The sequence below is a fragment of the Pseudomonas sp. H3_D04 genome, from assembly GCF_054669175.1.
In genome coordinates this window covers 1,305,473-1,324,257 of the sequence record NZ_CP162801.1, presented here as the reverse complement: position 1 = coordinate 1,324,257, position 18,785 = coordinate 1,305,473, and the positions used below count along the sequence as shown (strand labels likewise).

13 protein-coding genes and 2 pseudogenes are annotated in these 18,785 nt (G+C 59.9%); 6 read left to right on the top strand and 9 right to left on the bottom strand.

The features are described from left to right. Positions 1-5: 5 nt before the first annotated feature. The 5 genes and pseudogenes from AB4N91_RS06345 (at position 6) to cobA (ending at position 8,096) form a co-directional block, all read left to right on the top strand. Complete coding sequence (locus AB4N91_RS06345; RefSeq protein ID WP_077748200.1) at positions 6-1,217, top strand: nitrate/nitrite transporter; 1,212 nt, start codon at positions 6-8, stop codon at positions 1,215-1,217. Positions 1,218-1,224: 7 nt separating this feature from the next. Then, on the top strand, positions 1,225-2,895 hold the full coding sequence (locus AB4N91_RS06340; RefSeq protein WP_077748199.1) for a bifunctional protein-serine/threonine kinase/phosphatase: 1,671 nt from the start codon (positions 1,225-1,227) through the stop codon (positions 2,893-2,895). Between the two features lie 428 nt (positions 2,896-3,323). Beyond that, positions 3,324-4,580: pseudogene (locus tag AB4N91_RS06335) on the top strand (NAD(P)/FAD-dependent oxidoreductase); the annotation flags it as partial. Positions 4,581-4,582: 2 nt separating this feature from the next. Then, positions 4,583-7,297: pseudogene (locus AB4N91_RS06330) on the top strand (nitrate reductase); the annotation flags it as partial. Between the two features lie 13 nt (positions 7,298-7,310). Beyond that, positions 7,311-8,096 (top strand): uroporphyrinogen-III C-methyltransferase, encoded by a 786-nt coding sequence (gene cobA / locus AB4N91_RS06325; protein ID WP_460112191.1) that lies wholly within the window; start codon positions 7,311-7,313, stop codon positions 8,094-8,096. A 75-nt stretch (positions 8,097-8,171) separates the two neighbouring features. Here the strand turns inward: cobA and AB4N91_RS06320 are convergent, their stop codons facing one another. From AB4N91_RS06320 to ppsA, 8 genes are all read right to left on the bottom strand, one after another. Then, positions 8,172-9,206 (bottom strand): OmpA family protein, encoded by a 1,035-nt coding sequence (locus AB4N91_RS06320; RefSeq protein ID WP_010456516.1) that lies wholly within the window; start codon positions 9,204-9,206, stop codon positions 8,172-8,174. 107 nt (positions 9,207-9,313) lie between these two features. Beyond that, positions 9,314-9,904 (bottom strand): RNA polymerase sigma factor SigX, encoded by a 591-nt coding sequence (gene sigX, locus AB4N91_RS06315; RefSeq protein WP_010456518.1) that lies wholly within the window; start codon positions 9,902-9,904, stop codon positions 9,314-9,316. Positions 9,905-9,991: 87 nt separating this feature from the next. Beyond that, on the bottom strand, positions 9,992-10,816 hold the full coding sequence (locus tag AB4N91_RS06310) for a mechanosensitive ion channel family protein (protein ID WP_008027407.1): 825 nt from the start codon (positions 10,814-10,816) through the stop codon (positions 9,992-9,994). 2 nt (positions 10,817-10,818) lie between these two features. Further along, positions 10,819-11,067 carry a hypothetical protein gene (locus AB4N91_RS06305; protein ID WP_007944521.1) on the bottom strand — a complete coding sequence of 83 codons (249 nt, stop codon included), beginning with the start codon at positions 11,065-11,067 and terminating at the stop codon, positions 10,819-10,821. Positions 11,068-11,130: 63 nt separating this feature from the next. Continuing rightward, positions 11,131-12,126 carry a zinc transporter ZntB gene (locus AB4N91_RS06300; protein ID WP_083376059.1) on the bottom strand — a complete coding sequence of 332 codons (996 nt, stop codon included), beginning with the start codon at positions 12,124-12,126 and terminating at the stop codon, positions 11,131-11,133. Positions 12,127-12,152: 26 nt separating this feature from the next. Beyond that, complete coding sequence (gene rraA / locus AB4N91_RS06295) at positions 12,153-12,644, bottom strand: ribonuclease E activity regulator RraA (RefSeq protein WP_077748195.1); 492 nt, start codon at positions 12,642-12,644, stop codon at positions 12,153-12,155. A gap of 121 nt (positions 12,645-12,765) precedes the next feature. After that, positions 12,766-13,755, bottom strand: a complete 990-nt coding sequence (locus AB4N91_RS06290) for an alpha/beta fold hydrolase (protein ID WP_460112190.1) — start codon at positions 13,753-13,755, stop codon at positions 12,766-12,768. A 98-nt stretch (positions 13,756-13,853) separates the two neighbouring features. Continuing rightward, positions 13,854-16,229 carry a phosphoenolpyruvate synthase gene (ppsA, locus tag AB4N91_RS06285; protein WP_010456532.1) on the bottom strand — a complete coding sequence of 792 codons (2,376 nt, stop codon included), beginning with the start codon at positions 16,227-16,229 and terminating at the stop codon, positions 13,854-13,856. Positions 16,230-16,403: 174 nt separating this feature from the next. Between ppsA and ppsR the strand changes: the two genes are divergently transcribed. Beyond that, a complete protein-coding gene (gene ppsR / locus AB4N91_RS06280) occupies positions 16,404-17,222 on the top strand; it encodes a posphoenolpyruvate synthetase regulatory kinase/phosphorylase PpsR (RefSeq protein ID WP_077748193.1) in 819 nt (272 codons plus the stop codon). A 123-nt stretch (positions 17,223-17,345) separates the two neighbouring features. Here ppsR and AB4N91_RS06275 read toward each other — a convergent pair whose 3' ends face one another. Beyond that, complete coding sequence (locus tag AB4N91_RS06275; protein WP_460112189.1) at positions 17,346-18,755, bottom strand: aminotransferase-like domain-containing protein; 1,410 nt, start codon at positions 18,753-18,755, stop codon at positions 17,346-17,348. Positions 18,756-18,785: the final 30 nt, after the last annotated feature.

Below are 18,785 nucleotides of genomic sequence, written 5' to 3'. Positions count from 1 at the left end.
GCGCGATGAATTCAAGCTTCTGGAAATCTGGCCATACCCCGACATTGTTCGCGGCCTTCCTCTATTTCGACCTGAGTTTCATGGTCTGGTACCTGCTCGGCCCACTGGCGGTGCAGATCGCCACCGACCTGCAACTGACCACCCAGCAACGCGGGCTGGTGGTGGCCACGCCGATTCTCGCCGGGGCCATACTGCGCTTTTTGATGGGCTTGCTGGCTGATCGCCTGTCGCCCAAGACCGCTGGCCTGATCGGCCAGGTGATCGTCATCTGCGCCCTGTTCGTTGCCTGGAAACACGGCATCCACAGTTACGAACAAGCGCTGCTATTGGGCTTGTTTCTCGGTGTGGCCGGCGCATCCTTCGCCGTCGCCCTGCCGCTGGCCTCGCAATGGTATCCGCCGCAACACCAAGGCAAGGCCATGGGCATCGCCGGGGCCGGCAACTCGGGCACCGTGCTTGCCGCATTGATCGCCCCGGTGCTGGCGGCCGCCTTCGGCTGGAGCAACGTGTTCGGTTTCGCCCTGATCCCGCTGATCCTGACCATCATCGTGTTCGCCTGGCTGGCCAAAAACGCCCCTGAACGGCCGAAAGCCAAGTCCATGTCCGACTACTTCAAGGCCTTGGGCGACCGCGACAGTTGGTGGTTCATGTTTTTCTACAGCGTGACCTTCGGTGGCTTCATCGGCCTGGCCAGCGCCCTGCCCGGCTATTTCAACGACCAATACGGCCTGAGCCCGGTCACCGCCGGCTACTACACCGCAGCTTGCGTGTTCGGTGGCAGCCTGATGCGCCCATTAGGCGGCGCGCTGGCCGACCGATTCGGCGGGATTCGCACGTTGCTGGGGATGTACACAGTCGCAGCGATCTGCATCGCGGCGGTGGGTTTCAACCTGCCGAGTTCCTATGCAGCGCTGGCACTTTTCGTCTGCACCATGCTCGGTTTGGGTGCGGGTAACGGCGCGGTCTTCCAATTGGTCCCGCAACGTTTTCGTCGGGAAATCGGTGTAATGACCGGCTTGATCGGCATGGCCGGCGGCATCGGCGGTTTCGCACTGGCAGCGGGCATGGGCGCGATCAAGCAAAGCACTGGCAGTTATCAAATGGCCCTGTGGTTGTTCGCCAGCCTTGGCGTGCTCGCCTGGTTCGGCCTGCACGGGGTGAAACGTCGCTGGAGAACCACCTGGGGTTCGGCCGCTGTGACCGCTGCCCGGGTCTGAGACCGCAATGAGCCTGCAATTGAGTTTTGCCGAAGCGAGCGCCATCGGCCCTCGCGAGGAAAACCAGGACGCCCTGCGCCTGGTCACTCCGGCCCCGGCGCTGGCGGCAAGCAAGGGTTACCTGTTCGCCATCGCCGACGGGGTCAGCCAGTGCGCCGACGGCGGTCTCGCCGCCCGTTCGACCTTGCAGGCCCTGGCGCTGGACTATTACGCCACCCCGGAAACCTGGGGTGTCGCGCAAGCGCTGGATCGCCTGCTGCTGGCGCAAAATCGCTGGTTGCAGGCCAATGGCGGTGGGCAACCATTGCTCACCACTGTCAGTGCTTTGGTCATGCGCGGCAGGCGTTTTACCTTGGCCCATGTCGGCGATTGCCGGGTGTATCGCTGGCACGCCGACACCTTGCAGCGGGTCAGCGAAGATCACGTCTGGGACCAGCCGGGCATGCAGCATGTGCTCAAGCGAGCGCTGGGGCTCGATCAGCATCTGGTCCTGGATTTTCTTGACGGTGAACTTCGCCTCGATGAGAGCTTTGTGCTGCTCAGCGACGGCATCTGGGCGGTGCTGGGCGACACCGCCATTGCGGCGATTCTGCGCGACCAACCGGACCTGCACAGCGCGGCGCAAACCCTGGTCAGCGCAGCGCACCTGGCGGGCAGTCAGGACAATGCCAGCGCCCTGTTGGTGCGAGTCGATGCCCTCGGTGAGACGAGCATTGGCGATGCGCTGATTCATCTGCAGCAATGGCCACTGCCACCCGCATTGAAACCGGGCCAGATGTTCGAGGGCTGGCAGGTCGAAGGGATGCTCGGCCAGAGCCAGCAGTCGCTGCTTTATCGGGTTCGCGACAGCCAACAACACCCCTGGCTGCTGAAAACCTTGCCCGGCGCACTGCGCGACGATCACCTCGCCGGTCAGGCTTTGCTGTCGGAGGAATGGTTTCTCAAGCGCGTGGCCGGACGGCATTTCCCTGAAGTTCATGCCGCCAGTCAGCGTCAGCATTTGTATTACGTGATGCGCGAGTATTCCGGTTCCACTCTGGCGCAGTTGCACGAACGGGTTGCCGCGCTGCCGCTGGCGCAATGGCAGGATCTGGCCGAGCGTCTGCTCAAGGCCGTCGGCATGCTGCATCGCCGGCAGATTCTTCATCGCGACATCAAACCGGAGAACCTGTTGCTGGGCGACGACGGTGAATTGCGCTTGCTGGATTTCGGCCTCGCCTACTGCCCCGGTCTGTCAGAAGATCAACCCACGACCTTGCCCGGCACGCCGAGCTATATCGCGCCGGAAGCCTTTGCCGGTGAGGCACCGACACCGCAACAGGATCTGTACGCAGTCGGTGTCACCCTGTATTTCCTGCTGACCGGGCATTATCCCTACGGCGAAATCGAAGCCTTCCAGCGTCCACGCTTTGGCGTGCCCGTCAGCCCCAGCCGTTACCGCCCAGACCTGCCGGACTGGATCGCGCAAAGCCTGGAGCGCGCGGTCGCGGCGGATCCGGGTCAACGGTTTGAAACGGCGGAAGAGTGGTTGCTGTTGCTGGAGCAGGGAGAGCGACGCAGTTTGAGTGTGCGGCCCAGACCGCTGCTGGAGCGCGAGCCGTTGAAGGTCTGGCGGACACTGGCGCTGGTGATGTTGGTGGTGAATCTGGTGCTGCTGGTTTTGCTGTTTCATGGCTGATTCCGCGTCGTGCCCATCGCGAGCAGGCTCGCTCCCACAGGGGATCTCCAGTGTCCGGGAGACCATTGTGGGAGCGAGCCTGCTCGCGATGGCGGACTGACAGCCCCGCCTGCCCCATCAGCAACTCGCTCCATTAATGGGCAACGCGCTTTGATTCGGTGCAATAAATCGGACGCTTTGACTCAAAACTGTTATTTCCCGCTCTAAACCCGGGTTCTGACGACTTGGCACAACCACTGCATTACCTCTCCCAACAGACATAAAGCCCAGCCTTCAACGATGAAGGGTGTGCTTCCCGAGAGAACGGGACCAGGACAAAGGCGTCCTCGCTAGGCAACTAGCGGGACGCCTTTTTTTGTTTGCGCAAAATATGTCGAGCAAGACCTGACAGCCCTGATGAGGCGGGTCCGAGCTCCCCGGAGAACCTGATGAAAAAACTAAAACTGGTGATGATCGGCAACGGCATGGCCGGGGTTCGTACCCTGGAAGAACTGCTCAAGTTGAGCAACGAGCTGTACGACATCACGGTCTTCGGCGCCGAACCCCATACCAACTACAACCGCATCCTGCTGTCCCCGGTACTGGCCGGTGAACAGACCTTCGACGAGATCGTACTGAACGATCTCGACTGGTACCTGGACAACAACATCAAGTTGCTGCTCAACCGCAAAGTAGTGGAGATCGACCGGGTCAAACGCCGCGTGATCGCCGACGACGGCACCGAGGCGGAATACGATCGCCTGCTGATCGCGACCGGCTCGACCCCGTTCATCCTGCCGATCCCCGGCAACGCTTTGCAGGGTGTGATCGGCTATCGCGACATCGCCGACACCCAGGCCATGATCAACACCGCGAAAACTCACAAGCACGCAGTGGTGATCGGTGGCGGTCTGCTCGGCCTGGAAGCTGCAAACGGTCTGATGCTGCGCGGCATGCACGTCACCGTGGTGCACATCGGCGAGTGGCTGCTGGAGCGGCAGCTGGACAAAACCAGTGGCGAACTCCTGCAAACCGCCCTGGAAGCCCGCGGCCTGCATTTTCGTCTGAGCGAACAGACCCAGGCCCTGCACGATGCCGGCAACGGCCGGGTCGGCTCGGTTGAATTCAAGAATGGCGACATCATCCCCGCCGACCTGGTGGTCATGGCCGCCGGCATCCGCCCAAGCACCGAACTGGCGGAAAAATCCGGCATCCCCTGCCATCGCGGGATTCTGGTCAATGACACCCTGCAAACCTATGACCCACGGATCTACGCCATCGGCGAATGCGCCAGCCACCGCGGAACCGCCTACGGCCTGGTCGCGCCGCTGTTCGAGCAAGCCAAGGTCTGCGCCAACCACCTCGCGCAACTGGGCTTCGCCACCTACAAAGGCTCGGTGACCTCGACCAAATTGAAAGTCACAGGCATCGACCTGTTCTCCGCCGGCGACTTCATGGGCGGCGAAGGTACCGAAACCATCACCCTCTCCGACCCGATCGGTGGGGTCTACAAAAAACTGGTGATCAAGGATGACGTGCTGGTCGGCGCCTGTCTGTACGGCGACACGGCCGATGGCGGGTGGTATTTCCGGCAGATTCGTGAAAATCACGACATCGACGAGATCCGCGATCACCTGATGTTCGGCGACGCTTCGTTCATGGAACAGGCCATCGGCGACGCAGGACACTCCGGCAGGGAAGCAAGCTGATGAACCAGATTACCGCTTCCACCTGCTGCTACTGTGGGGTCGGCTGCGGCGTGCTGATCGAGCATGACGGCGAGCGCATTCTCGGCGTCAGCGGCGATCCGAGCCACCCGGCGAACTTCGGCAAGCTGTGCAGCAAGGGGTCGACCTTGCACCTGACGGGCGACTTGACCGCGCGAGCGTTGTACCCCGAACTGCGCCTGGGCAAAGGCCTGGCCCGCAGCCGCACCGACTGGGACACCGCCCTCGACCACGCGGCCAATGTCTTTGCCCGAACCATCGCCGAACACGGCCCGGACAGCGTGGCGTTCTACATTTCCGGGCAGTTGCTGACCGAGGACTATTACGCCTTCAACAAACTGGCGCGAGCGCTGGTGGGCACCAACAACATCGACAGCAATTCGCGGCTGTGCATGTCATCCGCAGTGGTCGGCTACAAGCGCAGCCTCGGGGCCGATGCGCCGCCATGCAGCTACGAAGACCTGGAACTGAGCGACTGCGTGATGATCGTCGGCAGCAACATGGCCTACGCCCACCCGGTACTGTTTCGTCGCCTGGAAGAAGCCCGGTCCCGCCGCCCGCAGATGAAAGTCATCGTCATTGACCCCCGTCGTACCGACACCTGCGATTTGGCCGACCTGCACCTGGCGATTCTTCCCGGGACCGATGTCGCCTTGTTCCATGGGATTTTGCACCTGCTGCTGCTGTGCGAAGACTGGGTCGACCGCGATTTCATCCAGGCTCATACCGAAGGTTTGGCCGAACTGACCAATCTTGTACGCGATTACACGCCGTCAATGGTGTCGCAGCTGTGTGGGATCGAGATAGAGCAATTACAGGAATGCGCCAGATGGGTCGGCACCTCCCCGAGTTTTCTGTCGCTGTGGTGCATGGGATTGAACCAGTCCACCGCCGGTAGCGCCAAAAACAGCGCACTGATCAATCTGCACCTGGCCACCGGGCAAATCGGCCGTCCCGGCGCAGGACCGTTCTCCCTGACCGGTCAGCCAAATGCCATGGGTGGACGGGAAACCGGCAGCCTGTCGAACCTGCTGCCGGGCCATCGCGAAGCGGCCAATGCCGAGCATCGCGCGGAAGTGGCGGCCTATTGGGGCGTTGATCAACTTCCGGAAAATGCCGGGCTTACCGCGATCGAGTTGTTTGAACAGGTTCGCAGCGGAAAAATCAAAGCCCTGTGGATCGCCTGCACCAACCCGGCCCAATCGTTGCCGGACCAGACCGCCGTGCGCGCTGCCCTGGAGGCCTGCCCGTTCGTGGTGTTGCAGGAAGCCTTTCGCACCACCGAAACCGCCGCGTTCGCCGACCTGCTGTTGCCTGCCGCCAGTTGGGGCGAAAAGGACGGCACGGTGACCAACTCCGAACGGCGCATTTCCCACGTTCGCCGGGCCATCGTCGCACCGGGTGAAGCGCGTTCCGACTGGGCGATCACGGTGGATTTCGCACAACGCCTGGAAAAACAGCTGCGCCCCGGGCAAAACAGCCTGTTTGCCTTTGAAACGCCGGCGCAGGTCTTCGACGAATACAAACACCTGACCCGCGGGCGTGATCTGGACTTGTCCGGCATCAGTCATGCGCTGATCGACCGCCTCGGCCCACAGCAATGGCCTTTCCCCTCTGGCGCCAGCGAAGGCACTGCACGCCTGTATCTCGACGGTATTTTCCCGACCGCCAGCGGACGTGCTCAGTTTGTGGCCGATCCGTATCGCGCGGCCAGGGAACAACGCGACGCACACTTCCCGCTGACGCTGATCACCGGTCGCTTGCGCGATCAATGGCACGGCATGAGCCGCACCGGCACCGCCGCGCAGCTGTTCGGGCATGTCAGCGAGGCCGTGTTGAGCCTGCATCCGGATGAAATGCGTCGGCATCGTCTGCAACCCGGCGATCTGATCAGCCTGAAAAGTCGGCGCGGCGCGGTAATCGTGCCGGTCGCCAGCGACGACAGCGTGCAGCCTGGCCAGGCCTTTCTGCCCATGCATTTTGGTGACCGTTTCCTCAAGGGCGGCGTGAACACCCTCACCCTGCCCGCTTTCGATCCGCTGTCAAAACAACCGGAACTCAAACACAGCGGCGTGCGACTTGAGCCGGTGCAGTTGCCGTGGCAGCTGTTCGCCCTGGTCGAAGGAAATGTTCAACAACATTTTGAGACGCTACGACCGCTCTGCGAGGCGTTTTCCTACGCCAGCCTCAGCCTGGTCGGCCGTGAACGCCCTGCGCTGCTGATACGCGCTGCCAGCGCCACCGCGCCTGATCCGCAACTGCTGCGTGACATCGATCAGTGCCTGGCGCTCAACGACGGTCCCGTACTGGCCTACGACGACCCACGACGCTCCATCGGCAAACGCGTGCGGATCGAGAACGGTCGGATCACCGCGATTCGCCTGGCCGGCGAAACACTCGCCCAACACTGGCTGCAAAACCTCTGGCTTGAGGGACGCGTCGACGAACAACTGCGCCGTTGGCTGCTGGCACCACTGAGCGCGCAGCCGGGTAACGCGGGCACGGCGGCAGCGGGCACCAAAACCCTTTGCAACTGCAAGAACGTCAGTCAACGCGCGGTCTGCGCCGGCATCAGCCGTGGCCTGGACTTGCAGGGCCTGAAACAAGAATTGGGCTGCGGCACGCAATGCGGCTCCTGTGTACCTGAAATCAAGCGTCTACTGGCTGCCACTGCGCAGCCGATCGCCGTTATCGCGAGAGGAAAATACGATGAGCGCAAAAGTCTGGCTGGTGGGTGCAGGTCCCGGCGACCCTGAATTGCTGACCCTCAAGGCTGTTCGGGCGTTGAGAGAAGCAGATGTGGTGCTGATCGACGATCTGGTCAATGACGCGGTGCTGGAGCATTGCCCCGGCGCGCGGATCATTCCTGTGGGCAAACGCGGCGGCTGTCGTTCCACGCCTCAAGCCTTCATTCATCGTCTGATGCTGCGTTATGCCCGCCACGGCAAATGCGTGGTACGGCTCAAGGGCGGCGATCCGTGCATCTTCGGTCGCGGCGGTGAAGAGGCACAGTGGTTGCGCGAGCACGGCGTTGAGGTCGAACTGGTCAACGGCATCACTGCCGGGCTGGCGGGTGCGACGCAATGCGATATTCCGCTGACCCTCAGAGGCGTTGCCCGTGGCGTGACGCTGGTCACCGCCCACACTCAGGACGGCAGCAGCCTGAACTGGCAGGCCCTGGCCCAGGGCGGCACGACGCTGGTGATTTATATGGGCGTGGCGAAGCTGAGCGAGATCCGCGAGCAGCTGCTGGCCGGGGGGATGGCGGCGGATATGCCGGTAGCGATGATTGAAAACGCGTCCCTGGCGCACCAACGGGAATGTCGGAGCAATTTGACGGCCATGGAACAGGATGCCTCAGCATTCGAATTGAAAAGCCCGGCGATCCTGGTCATTGGCGCGGTAGCAGCCCGCTCTGCGCTTTACTGTGGGAACGAGTCTGCTCGCGAAGCGGACTTGTCCGTCGACATCAATGCTGGATATCAACGCGCCTGACGGCTCGCCCCTCACCAAATCGCAGACAAAGAAAAGCCCGGCCTAAGCCGGGCTTTTCTCAGAGCTGCGGGCTAATTACTTAGCTTGAGCTTCAACCTGCGCTTCTACGCGACGGTTTACAGCGCGGCCAGCTTCAGTTTTGTTGTCAGCAACTGGGCGGGATTCGCCGTAGCCAACAGACTGAACGCGGGTCGATTCAACACCGTACTGGTTGGTCAGAACTTGCTTAACGGCGTTTGCACGACGCTCGGACAGTTTCTGGTTGTAAGCGTCAGGACCGACGGAGTCAGTGTGACCTTCAACAGTAGTGGTGGTGGATGGGTACTGTTTCATGAAATCAGCGAGGTTTTTGATGTCGCCGTAGCTGTTAGGCTTGACTACCGACTTGTCGAAGTCGAATTTCACGTCCAGTTCAACACGAACAACTTCAGCAACTGCTGGGCAGCCATCAGCGTCAACAGTTACGTTGGCTGGGGTGTCCGGGCACTTGTCAACGTTGTCGCAAACGCCATCGTTGTCGCTGTCGGAGCAGACTTCAGCTGGTGCTGGAACTGGAGCAGCAGCAGGCTTGGAGCCGCCACCGAAGTTCACACCGATACCGACGCTTGGAGCCCACTCGGTGTCGCCTTGGTCGATGTTGTACTGAGCTTCAACGCCAGCACGGGCATAGAAGTTGTCAGTGAAGTACAGCTTGGCACCGCCGCCAACGTTGGCGAAGGTCGAACGGTTGCGGCCGTTGCTGCCATTCTGGTCGATGCTCTGGTCCGAGAAACCGGCAGAGACGTAAGGACGCAGCATGTCACCTGGGTTGTTGAAGTGGTACAGAGCGTCCAGAGCGGTGTTAGCGCCCTTGATGTTACGACCGTCGTCGGAACGAACGTTGTGCACTTCGTCGTAGCCCAGACGCAGTTCAACGTCGTCGGTCAAGAAGTAACCGATCGAGCCGCCGAACAGGTTGCCGTTGTTCTTGAAGTTACGAGCGCTGTCGAATTGTTCTTTCTTAGCGAAGCCTTCGATTTCAACTGCGCCTTGGCCTTGTGCCAGAGCGCCGAACGAAGTGGCGGCAATCAAAGAACCAATGGCCAAGCCCAAGGTGTTTTTCAGTTTCATCCGTTAAATCCCCATCTGGTGATTGTGAAGCAGTCCCGCAAACCGGGGGACAACTCGGCGGCAAGTCTATCAGAACTTGCCTACACGTAAGAGATATTTGCGCCGAACTAAGTTTCAGCAATGCCTGCAAATTTCTCACGCAATTTGTCTAGAGCGCGTTTGTACCGCATTTTTGTTGCACTCAAACCCATGTGCATGATGTCTGCGATCTCCTGAAACTCCAGCTCTGCGACAAATCGTAGCACCAGAATTTCACGGTCAATCGGGTTCACATACACCAGCCAGCGATCAAGTCCACCCTTATCCTCGGGTTTCGGCGTCTTTTCTTCAGACGCTTCCTCGAGGGGGTCCAGACTCAAAGCGTCCATCAAGCGACGCTTTCGCCGTTCCTTCCGATACTGTGTGATGCATTCGTTGTACGTGATGCTGTAGAGCCACGTTTTGAACTTCGATTTTCCCTCGAAGTTCTTCAGGCCATACAACACCTTCAACATCACTTCCTGACAGACATCGTCCGCGTCGCGATCGTTCCCCAGATATCGTGCGCAGACGTTAAATAATGTTCGTTGGTAACGCCGCATCAGTTCTTCATAGGCGCGTGTTACGTGAAACAGCTCGGTATGCGAGCGCGCGACCAACTCCTCATCAGAGAGCTCGCGGGGGTCGTAGCGCGTGGAGAGCGATTGAGCTTTATTCAAAACAAGTCGGGCCGACAGTCAGGTCAATGTCCGCCGCAGCCCTTACAGGGCACTTTGCGGCGGCATACATTAGCAGGGTTTGCCGGGTTAGCGGCTACTCACATGCTGCTCCAGGAGGATCCGATTGGAGAGAGAGACTAGCTCACCCTCATCGGTCAGCAATGTGGTTTTAACCGTGCCGATCTCTTCGATCTGACCTTCGACCTCGCCAACACGCACTTGTTGCCCAACCTGATACAACTCACGCACATAGATTCCCGCAAGAATCTGACCGGCAATTTCCCGGCTTCCCAATCCCATGGCCAGCGCAACTGCCAGACCAACGGTAATCAAAACGATCACAATCACGTGGTTGAGCAGGTCAGTCTTGACCTCCAACTGGCTGATCGCGACCGAAATACTGATGATAATTACCAGCCCCTGGGCAATTCGCCCAAGTCCCGCAGCGTAATCCAGCCCTACGCCCTCTGCGGCACCACGCACCAGCCCATTGGCCAGTTGCGCCAGCAACACACCCACCAGCAGCACCAGCGCGGCGCCAAATACTTTCGGCAAATACAGCGCAAGCATGTCAAGCGTAGCCGAAACTCGCTCAAGTCCAAGGGACTCTGCGGCAGAAACCAGAAAAATCAGCAGAACGAACCAATAGACAATCTTTCCGATCAGGGTCGAGATCGGCACTTGCAAGCCGGCCCGGGACAGCAATTTAGTCAGACCGGTGCCGCCCATCAGACGATCAAGGCCCAGCTTGGCGAGCAACTTCGACAGCAAAGTATCCAAAAGTTTCGCAACGACGAAACCCAACAGCAGCACAACCAGCGCGCCGAACAGGTTCGGGATGAAATTGGCCACCTTGGTCCATAACGCAGTCATTGCAGTGACGAGGCTCTGTGTCCAGAGATCAAGTTCCATATTCAATCAGCCTTATCAGCGGTGCGAACGGTAGGTTTACGGTGGCGGGATACCGGCGAGACGTGGGCCGAGCCGTTATTGAGGGCAATCATCAGCGCGGGCAACCAGCGGCCCAGCAGGCTGAACAGATCGCCAGCGCCGACCTGGCGGTTGGCGGTTTTCAGGACACGCCCAAGGCACGCATCGTCGTCACGGGTGGACGGCGAGGCGTTCAGCATGTCGCGCAAAGACTGTTCAAACGGATCGTGCATACGCACCTCTCGTGATGTCTGTGAAAGACGCGGTCAAATTTGCCCGGGTCACATGGCTCATCGTCACACCCAGCGCAAACGTCTAAATAACCACCACTGTCCGAGCGCTACCGAAACCATCATCAGGCACGCGATCAGGAACCCATAAGGGCTGGCGGAGAATGGAATTCCACCGACGTTGATGCCCAGAAGACCGGTCAGAAAACTCATCGGCAAAAAGATCCCGGTGATGATCCCGAAGCGGTACATCGTGCGATTCATGCGCACGCTCAAACGTCGGTCTTCAGCCTCGAGGACCAGCCCCACCCGCTCCCGGGTCAATTCCAGCTCCTCAAGATATCGGGTCAGGCTGTTGTTCAATTCGTTCCAGTAATCGCCATCGTCTTCGACGAACCAGGGCAGTTTTATCCGCGTCAGCTGTCCGAAAATTTCCCGCTGCGGAGCAAGGAAACGTTTCAGTGCAGCAGCCCGTCGACGGATCTGCAAAATGGCGCCGTGCTCGGGTGTATACCGTTCGTCGGCATCCAGTTTTTCTTCTTCCTCATCGACCACTTCCGAGAGGCAACTGACCAGATCCTGCACCTTGTGGGTGAGGTACTGAGCCATATAAAGGATGAGTTCGGAGGCGGTTTTCGGCCCTTTGCCTTCGGCCAGCGTCACCAGCAACTCATCAGTGGCGCGCAATGGACGCAGGCGAAGGGAAATCACACGCTGGGCTGAGGCGAAGATACGCACCGAGACCATGTCTTCCGGTTCTGCGCCCGGGTTCAGGTTGACCCCGCGCAGAAACAGCAGGAGTTCGGAGTCCGGCAGCGGCAGAAGGCGCGGACGGGTGTTCTCTTCGAGCAGCAGGTCACAGCTGAATTCACTCAGACCGCTGGATTTGCGCAGCCAGGTCTGGGTTTGCGGGTGACTGCGATCCCAGTGCAGCCACAGGCTTTCATGGGCCTGTAGCTGCAAGTCATCGAGTTCAGTCCGGGCTATCGAACGCGCACCGCCTTTACCATCCAGCACCAGGGCATGCACCAGCCCCCACTGCGCGTTTTCTTCCTCGAACATCCTCACCCCTTTGTTGGTCTTGCGCTTTATTCAGGCATCTTCAGCGGGCTTGGCGAGATGATCACGCCGTTGTTGTCCGCGTAGATGTAATGGCCTGGATGGAAGGTCACGCCCGCAAAGGTCACCGCCACGTTGAGATCGCCGACACCACGCTTGTCGGTCTTCATGGGATGGCTCGCCAGTGCCTGAACCCCCAGGTCGGTTTGCGCAATGACGTCGACGTCACGGATGCAACCATAGATCACCAGCCCTTCCCAGCCGTTGTTCGCGGCTTTCTCGGCGATCATGTCGCCCAGCAGGGCACGACGCAGGGAACCGCCACCGTCGACCACCAGCACCTTGCCATTGCCCTTGAGCTCGGCTTGTTCCTTGACCAGCGAGTTGTCTTCGAAGCACTTGATGGTCACGATTTCGCCGCCGAAAGAATCACGGCCGCCGAAATTGCTGAACATCGGTTCCAGCACCTGCACCAGCTCCGGGTAGGCGTCGCACAGGTCAGGCGTGAGGTAATGGTTCATCGAGAAACTCCTGTAGAGAGGAAGACAATCGAGTGTGTCGCAAAGTGACCGGAACAGCTCAATGCGTCATATCTTAGCCTCAAGCCGAACAGAGCGAAATGCCCTTGTTAGAGCATCAGGCTCAGATTGCCGTGGCCAAATCCGGCTTTTCTCCCAGTAAAGGCGTTTGCTGATCAGCCAGCCAGCGCGCTACCAACGGCCAGACTTCAGTTTGGGCGGCTTTGCTGACGAGCATTTCCACGTGACCGAAATTATCGCCAAAGCCCTGCTCGCGGCCAAGGTTGATGAATTGCTTGTGTTCGGAACCCATTTGATCGAACAACTTGCGGCACGCCCATGCCGGATCCTGGTGATCGCCAGCGGCACTCACGGCCAGCACCGGTAATTGAACGTCGGCCAATCCCGCCCACCAGTCCTTCTCCGAATCGCCGAAGCGCCCGAACAGGCCATACCAACGCATGCTTTCCAGGGCCAGGCCAATCGGCTCGTCCTCCGGGCCACGCTTGAGCCGTGAACCGGACAGTTGGGCGAAACGCTTGAGAATGAAGCGCCCGCTCCACTCCACCGGTGGAATTTTCAACGGCCAGTAGGTGCGACTGACCTGCGTGCCGAAGAACGCCGCCGACGCCACGACAGGCTCGCCGATGTATTCACCACCCAGTGCCGCCGCCAATGTGATGCCGCCCAGCGAGTGACCGATCCAGTGCGGGACCTGACCACTCTGCTCGCGTACGAACGCGCCAATGGCCGGCAGATCGTAACGGGCGTAGTCGGCAACACGGTTCTTGCGGTAGTTCTGATTACGCTGGGACAGGCCGTGACCGCGCATTTCGGGAATCCAGACATCGAATCCCAGGCGCGTCAGGTAGGCGCCCAGCCCAAGTCCTTTCGGCGAGAACCAGAACCGGCGATTGGAAAAGCTGCCGTGCAACAAAATCACCGGCACGCCACGCACGGACGATTCATCAGCCATGCCAAGACGCGTCACAGCCAGTTCGACGGTGCCGTCAGGGCTGTTGCCAGGTTTCAAACGATAGACATCTTCGCTCAGATCGCCGCGACGCTCGGCGCTGATCAGGGCGACAGGAAATAGGTTGCTGCTGCTTTGCATAATGCTCTTGCACAAAAAAGGGCGGCTTCCAGAGGAGCCCGCCCTACTTGAATCTTAAAGCCCCAGCCACTAAAGCGGCCGGGGCTTCACTCACACCATCAAGCCGAAGCCTGACCTTCAGCCAGGAAGAACCAGGTTTCCAGTACGGAATCGGGGTTCAGCGAAACGCTTTCGATGCCCTGCTCCATCAGCCACTTGGCCAGATCAGGGTGGTCCGAAGGGCCCTGACCGCAAATACCGATGTACTTGCCAGCCTTGTTGCAGGCCTGAATCGCGTTGGCCAGCAGCTTCTTGACCGCCGGATTACGCTCGTCGAACAGGTGCGCGATGATCCCGGAGTCACGGTCCAGGCCCAGGGTCAACTGGGTCAGGTCGTTGGAGCCGATGGAGAAGCCGTCGAAGAACTCGAGGAACTCTTCAGCGAGGATAGCGTTGGACGGCAGCTCGCACATCATGATGATGCGCAGACCATTTTCGCCACGCTTCAGACCGTTCTCCGCCAACAGATCGATAACCTGGCTGGCTTCGCCGAGAGTACGGACGAAGGGCACCATGATTTCGACGTTGGTCAGGCCCATCTCGTTGCGCACGCGCTTGAGGGCACGGCATTCGAGTTCGAAGCAGTCGCGGAACGATTCGCTTATGTAACGCGAGGCGCCACGGAAACCCAGCATCGGGTTTTCTTCTTCCGGCTCGTAGAGCTTGCCGCCGATCAGGTTGGCGTATTCGTTGGACTTGAAGTCCGACAGACGCACGATGACCTTTTTCGGCGTGAACGCAGCGGCCAGGGTGCTGATGCCTTCAACCAGTTTCTCGACATAGAAACCGACCGGATCGTCGTAACCGGCAATGCGCTTGTCGACGCTGTCCTTGATGTCCTGCGGCAGCCCGGCGTAGTTCAGCAGCGCCTTGGGGTGCACGCCGATCATGCGGTTGATGATGAATTCCAGACGGGCCAGGCCCACACCGGCGTTCGGCAGTTGCGCGAAGTCGAATGCACGGTCCGGGTTACCGACGTTCATCATGATCTTGAACGGCAGATCAGGCATGGCGTCGACGGAGTTTTTCTTGATGTCGAAGCCCAGTTCGCCTTCGAAGATGTAACCGGTGTCGCCTTCAGCGCAGGAAACAGTCACGCCCTGGCCGTCTTGCAACAGCTGGGTGGCGTTGCCGCAACCGACCACGGCCGGGATGCCCAGCTCGCGAGCGATGATCGCCGCGTGGCAAGTACGGCCGCCACGATTGGTGACGATGGCGCTGGCGCGCTTCATGACCGGTTCCCAGTCCGGGTCGGTCATGTCGGAGACCAGAACGTCGCCTGGCTGGACCTTGTCCATCTCGGACACGTCCTTGATGATGCGGACCTTGCCGGCGCCGATGCGCTGGCCGATGGCGCGACCTTCAACCAGCACGGTGCCGGTTTCTTTCAACAGGTAACGTTCCATGACGTTGGCCTGGGTGCGGCTCTTCACGGTTTCAGGACGGGCCTGAACGATGTAGAGCTTGCCGTCGTCGCCGTCTTTGGCCCATTCGATGTCCATCGGGCACTTGTAGTGCTTCTCGATGATCATCGCTTGCTTGGCCAGTTCGCTGACTTCAGCGTCGGTCAGGCAGAAACGGGCGCGATCGGCCTTGTCCACGTCGATGGTCTTGACCGACTTGCCGGCCGTGGCGACTTCGCCGTAGATCATCTTGATGGCCTTGCTGCCCAGGTTGCGACGCAGGATGGCCGGACGACCGGCGGCCAGCGTGCCTTTGTGGACATAGAACTCATCCGGGTTCACCGCGCCTTGTACGACGGTTTCACCCAGGCCATAGGCGCCGGTGATGAACACCACGTCACGGAAGCCCGATTCGGTATCGAGGGTGAACATCACGCCGGCGGTGCCGGTTTCGGAGCGGACCATGCGCTGCACGCCAGCCGACAGGGCAACCAGCTTGTGGTCGAAGCCCTGGTGGACGCGGTAGGAAATCGCGCGGTCGTTGAACAGGGAGGCGAACACCTCTTTGGCGGCGCGAATAACGTTTTCGACACCACGGATGTTCAGGAAGGTTTCCTGCTGACCGGCGAAGGAAGCGTCCGGCAGGTCTTCGGCGGTAGCGGAAGAACGCACGGCCACGGCCATGTCAGGGTTGCCGGCCGACAGCGTGGCGAACGCAGTGCGGATCTCGGCGTTGAGTTTCTCGGGAAATTCGGCTTCCATGATCCATTGACGGATCTGGGCGCCAGTCTTGGCCAAGGCGTTGACATCGTCGACGTCCAGGGCGTCGAGGGCGGCGTGGATCTGATCGTTCAGGCCGCTCAGTTCCAGAAAATCACGATAAGCCTGAGCTGTCGTGGCGAAGCCACCGGGCACCGATACACCGGCACCTGCGAGGTTACTGATCATCTCGCCCAGGGATGCGTTCTTGCCCCCTACGTGCTCTACATCATGGACGCCGAGCTTATCGAGGGAAACTACGTACTCTACCAAGGTGATCTCTCCACTAACTGTGTTGGAAAAGCTCAGAAGCCGGGCGCTCGGGGGAGCGTTTGCCAGCTGTATGGCCTGGACCTGGAAAATAAGTGAGAATGCGGGCCACTGGCGGCCGGCAAATCGCGCCTATCATATCCAAGATTCGTCACTAGCTTAAGGCCCAAGGTGCAAATGAAACGATCTGCTTTCTTTATTTCCGACGGCACCGGCATCACAGCCGAAACCCTCGGCCAAAGCCTCCTGGCGCAGTTCGAAAACATTACCTTCAGCAAATTCACGCGTCCGTACATCGACAACGTGGATAAAGCGCGGGCCATGGTACAACAAATCAACAAAGCCGCCGAAACCGACGGTTTCCGGCCGATTATCTTTGACACCATCGTCAATCAGGACATCCGTGAGATCCTCGCCACGTCCAATGGTTTCATGATCGACATTTTCTCGACCTTCCTGGCGCCGCTTGAACAGGAACTGACCGAGCATTCTTCCTACACCGTCGGCAAATCCCACTCCATCGGCACCAACTCCAATTACATGGAGCGGATCGAGGCGGTGAACTTCGCCCTCGACAATGACGACGGCGCGCGCACGCATTATTACGACAAGGCCGACCTCATCCTAGTGGGCGTGTCGCGTTGTGGTAAGACACCGACGTGCCTGTACATGGCGATGCAATTCGGCATCCGCGCGGCCAACTACCCGCTGACCGAAGACGACATGGAACGCCTGCAACTGCCCACCGCCCTGCGCGCCCACCAGCACAAGCTGTTCGGCCTGACCATCGACCCGGATCGTCTCACCGCGATCCGCAACGAGCGCAAGCCCAACAGCCGCTATTCGAGCTACGCCCAGTGCGAGTTTGAAGTGCGCGAGGTGGAGAACCTGTTCCGCCGGGAGAACATTCCGAACATCAATTCCACGCATTTTTCGGTGGAAGAGATTTCGGCGAAAATCCTGGTGGAGAAAGGGGTGGAGCGGCGGTTCAAATAGTTCTGCGGCGCCCGTTATAGCGCTTTCGCGAGCAGGCTCGCTCCCACAGTTGATCTCCAGTTGACACAAAGTTTGTGTACGACAGAGATCCACTGTGGGAGCGAGCCTGCTCGCGAAGAACGATTACACGGTCTCTGCCAATGCCCTCGCCAATGCTTCAAACCCCTGCAGCAACAACCGATCATCCCCCGCCGAATGACACACACTCGCCCGAATGAATTGCGGCACTGCGGCATGCCCGACCGCAAATGCCTCCGCGGTGGCCACCAGGTAATTGTTCTGCTTGAGCTCCGCCGCAATCTGCGATGCTCGCCACGGCTCGGGCACTTCGATCCAGAAGTGTGGGCTGTGGGGATGAGTCTTGTACCCGACCTCTTCTAACATGGGGCTGACCAAACGCTTGCGGCGACTGATTTCAGCAATCTGCTGCCCCAGCAACTGCTCGGCGATACCGTTTTCGATCCACGCCGTCGCCAGCTCCATCGACAGCGGACTCGCCATCCAGCACGTCCCGCGCACCGCCGCGCTCAAACGTCCGATCAACGGTTGCGGCGCATGCAGATAACCCGCCCGTAAACCCGCCGAAACCGCTTTGCTCAGACTGCCGATCAACACCGAACGCTCCGGGGCAAAGTGGCTCAAGGGCAACGGACGCTGCTGCGCGAGCACGGCGTGGGCTTCGTCCTCGATGATCAGCAGATTATGTTGGCGACAGACCTCGGCAATCGCCTCACGTCGTGGGACGGACATCACCGCCGCCGTAGGATTTTGGAGGGTCGGCGTGCAGTACACCGCTGATACCCGATGATGCTGGCAAACCTCCGACAAAGACTCGGGCAACAATCCTTCGTCATCCATCCCGACACCGATCACCTTGATGCCGAGCATGCGGGCGACACTGATCAACCCGGGGTAAGTCAACTGCTCGGTGACCAGAGTGTCGCCGGGCTTGAGCAGCGCCATCAGCACGCAGAGCAAGCCGTGCTGGCCGCCATTGACGCAAATAACCTGCTCGGCGCTCGGCACGAAGGCCTGATGCCGCAGCCAATGGGCACCTGCCGCACGATGGCGCGGCAACCCGGCATCGGCCGTATAACCGCTAAGCAGTTGCAAGGTGTATGGATCGCTGGCCAAGGCCTGCAGGCTTTGACTCAGAAAAGCGCCTTCCTGCCCCGGAATCGGCTGATTCCGACTCATATCGAAGTAAGGCTGTGGGTCGTCGCTGACATTGCGAAAGCCGCCATCCCGCACCCGCTCCATCCCGCGCTGACGCACATAGGTGCCATCTCCTACACGAGCCACGACCAACCCTACCCGTTCCAGTTCGCCATAGGCACGGCTGATGGTGCCGATGGTCACTCCCAGGCTGTCTGCTAACAGACGATGGGGTGGCAGCTTGCTGCCGGGTTCGATCAAACCTTCGCCGATACTCTTTTCCAGGGCTTCGGCGAGGCGCTTGTACTTCACGCCGCGCCCCTGAGCCAGGCCTTCGCGCAAGATTGGCACGGTGGCAATACTTACTTTGACAGTCATTTCCATCCCGAATAGCGTGCTGAAAACAGG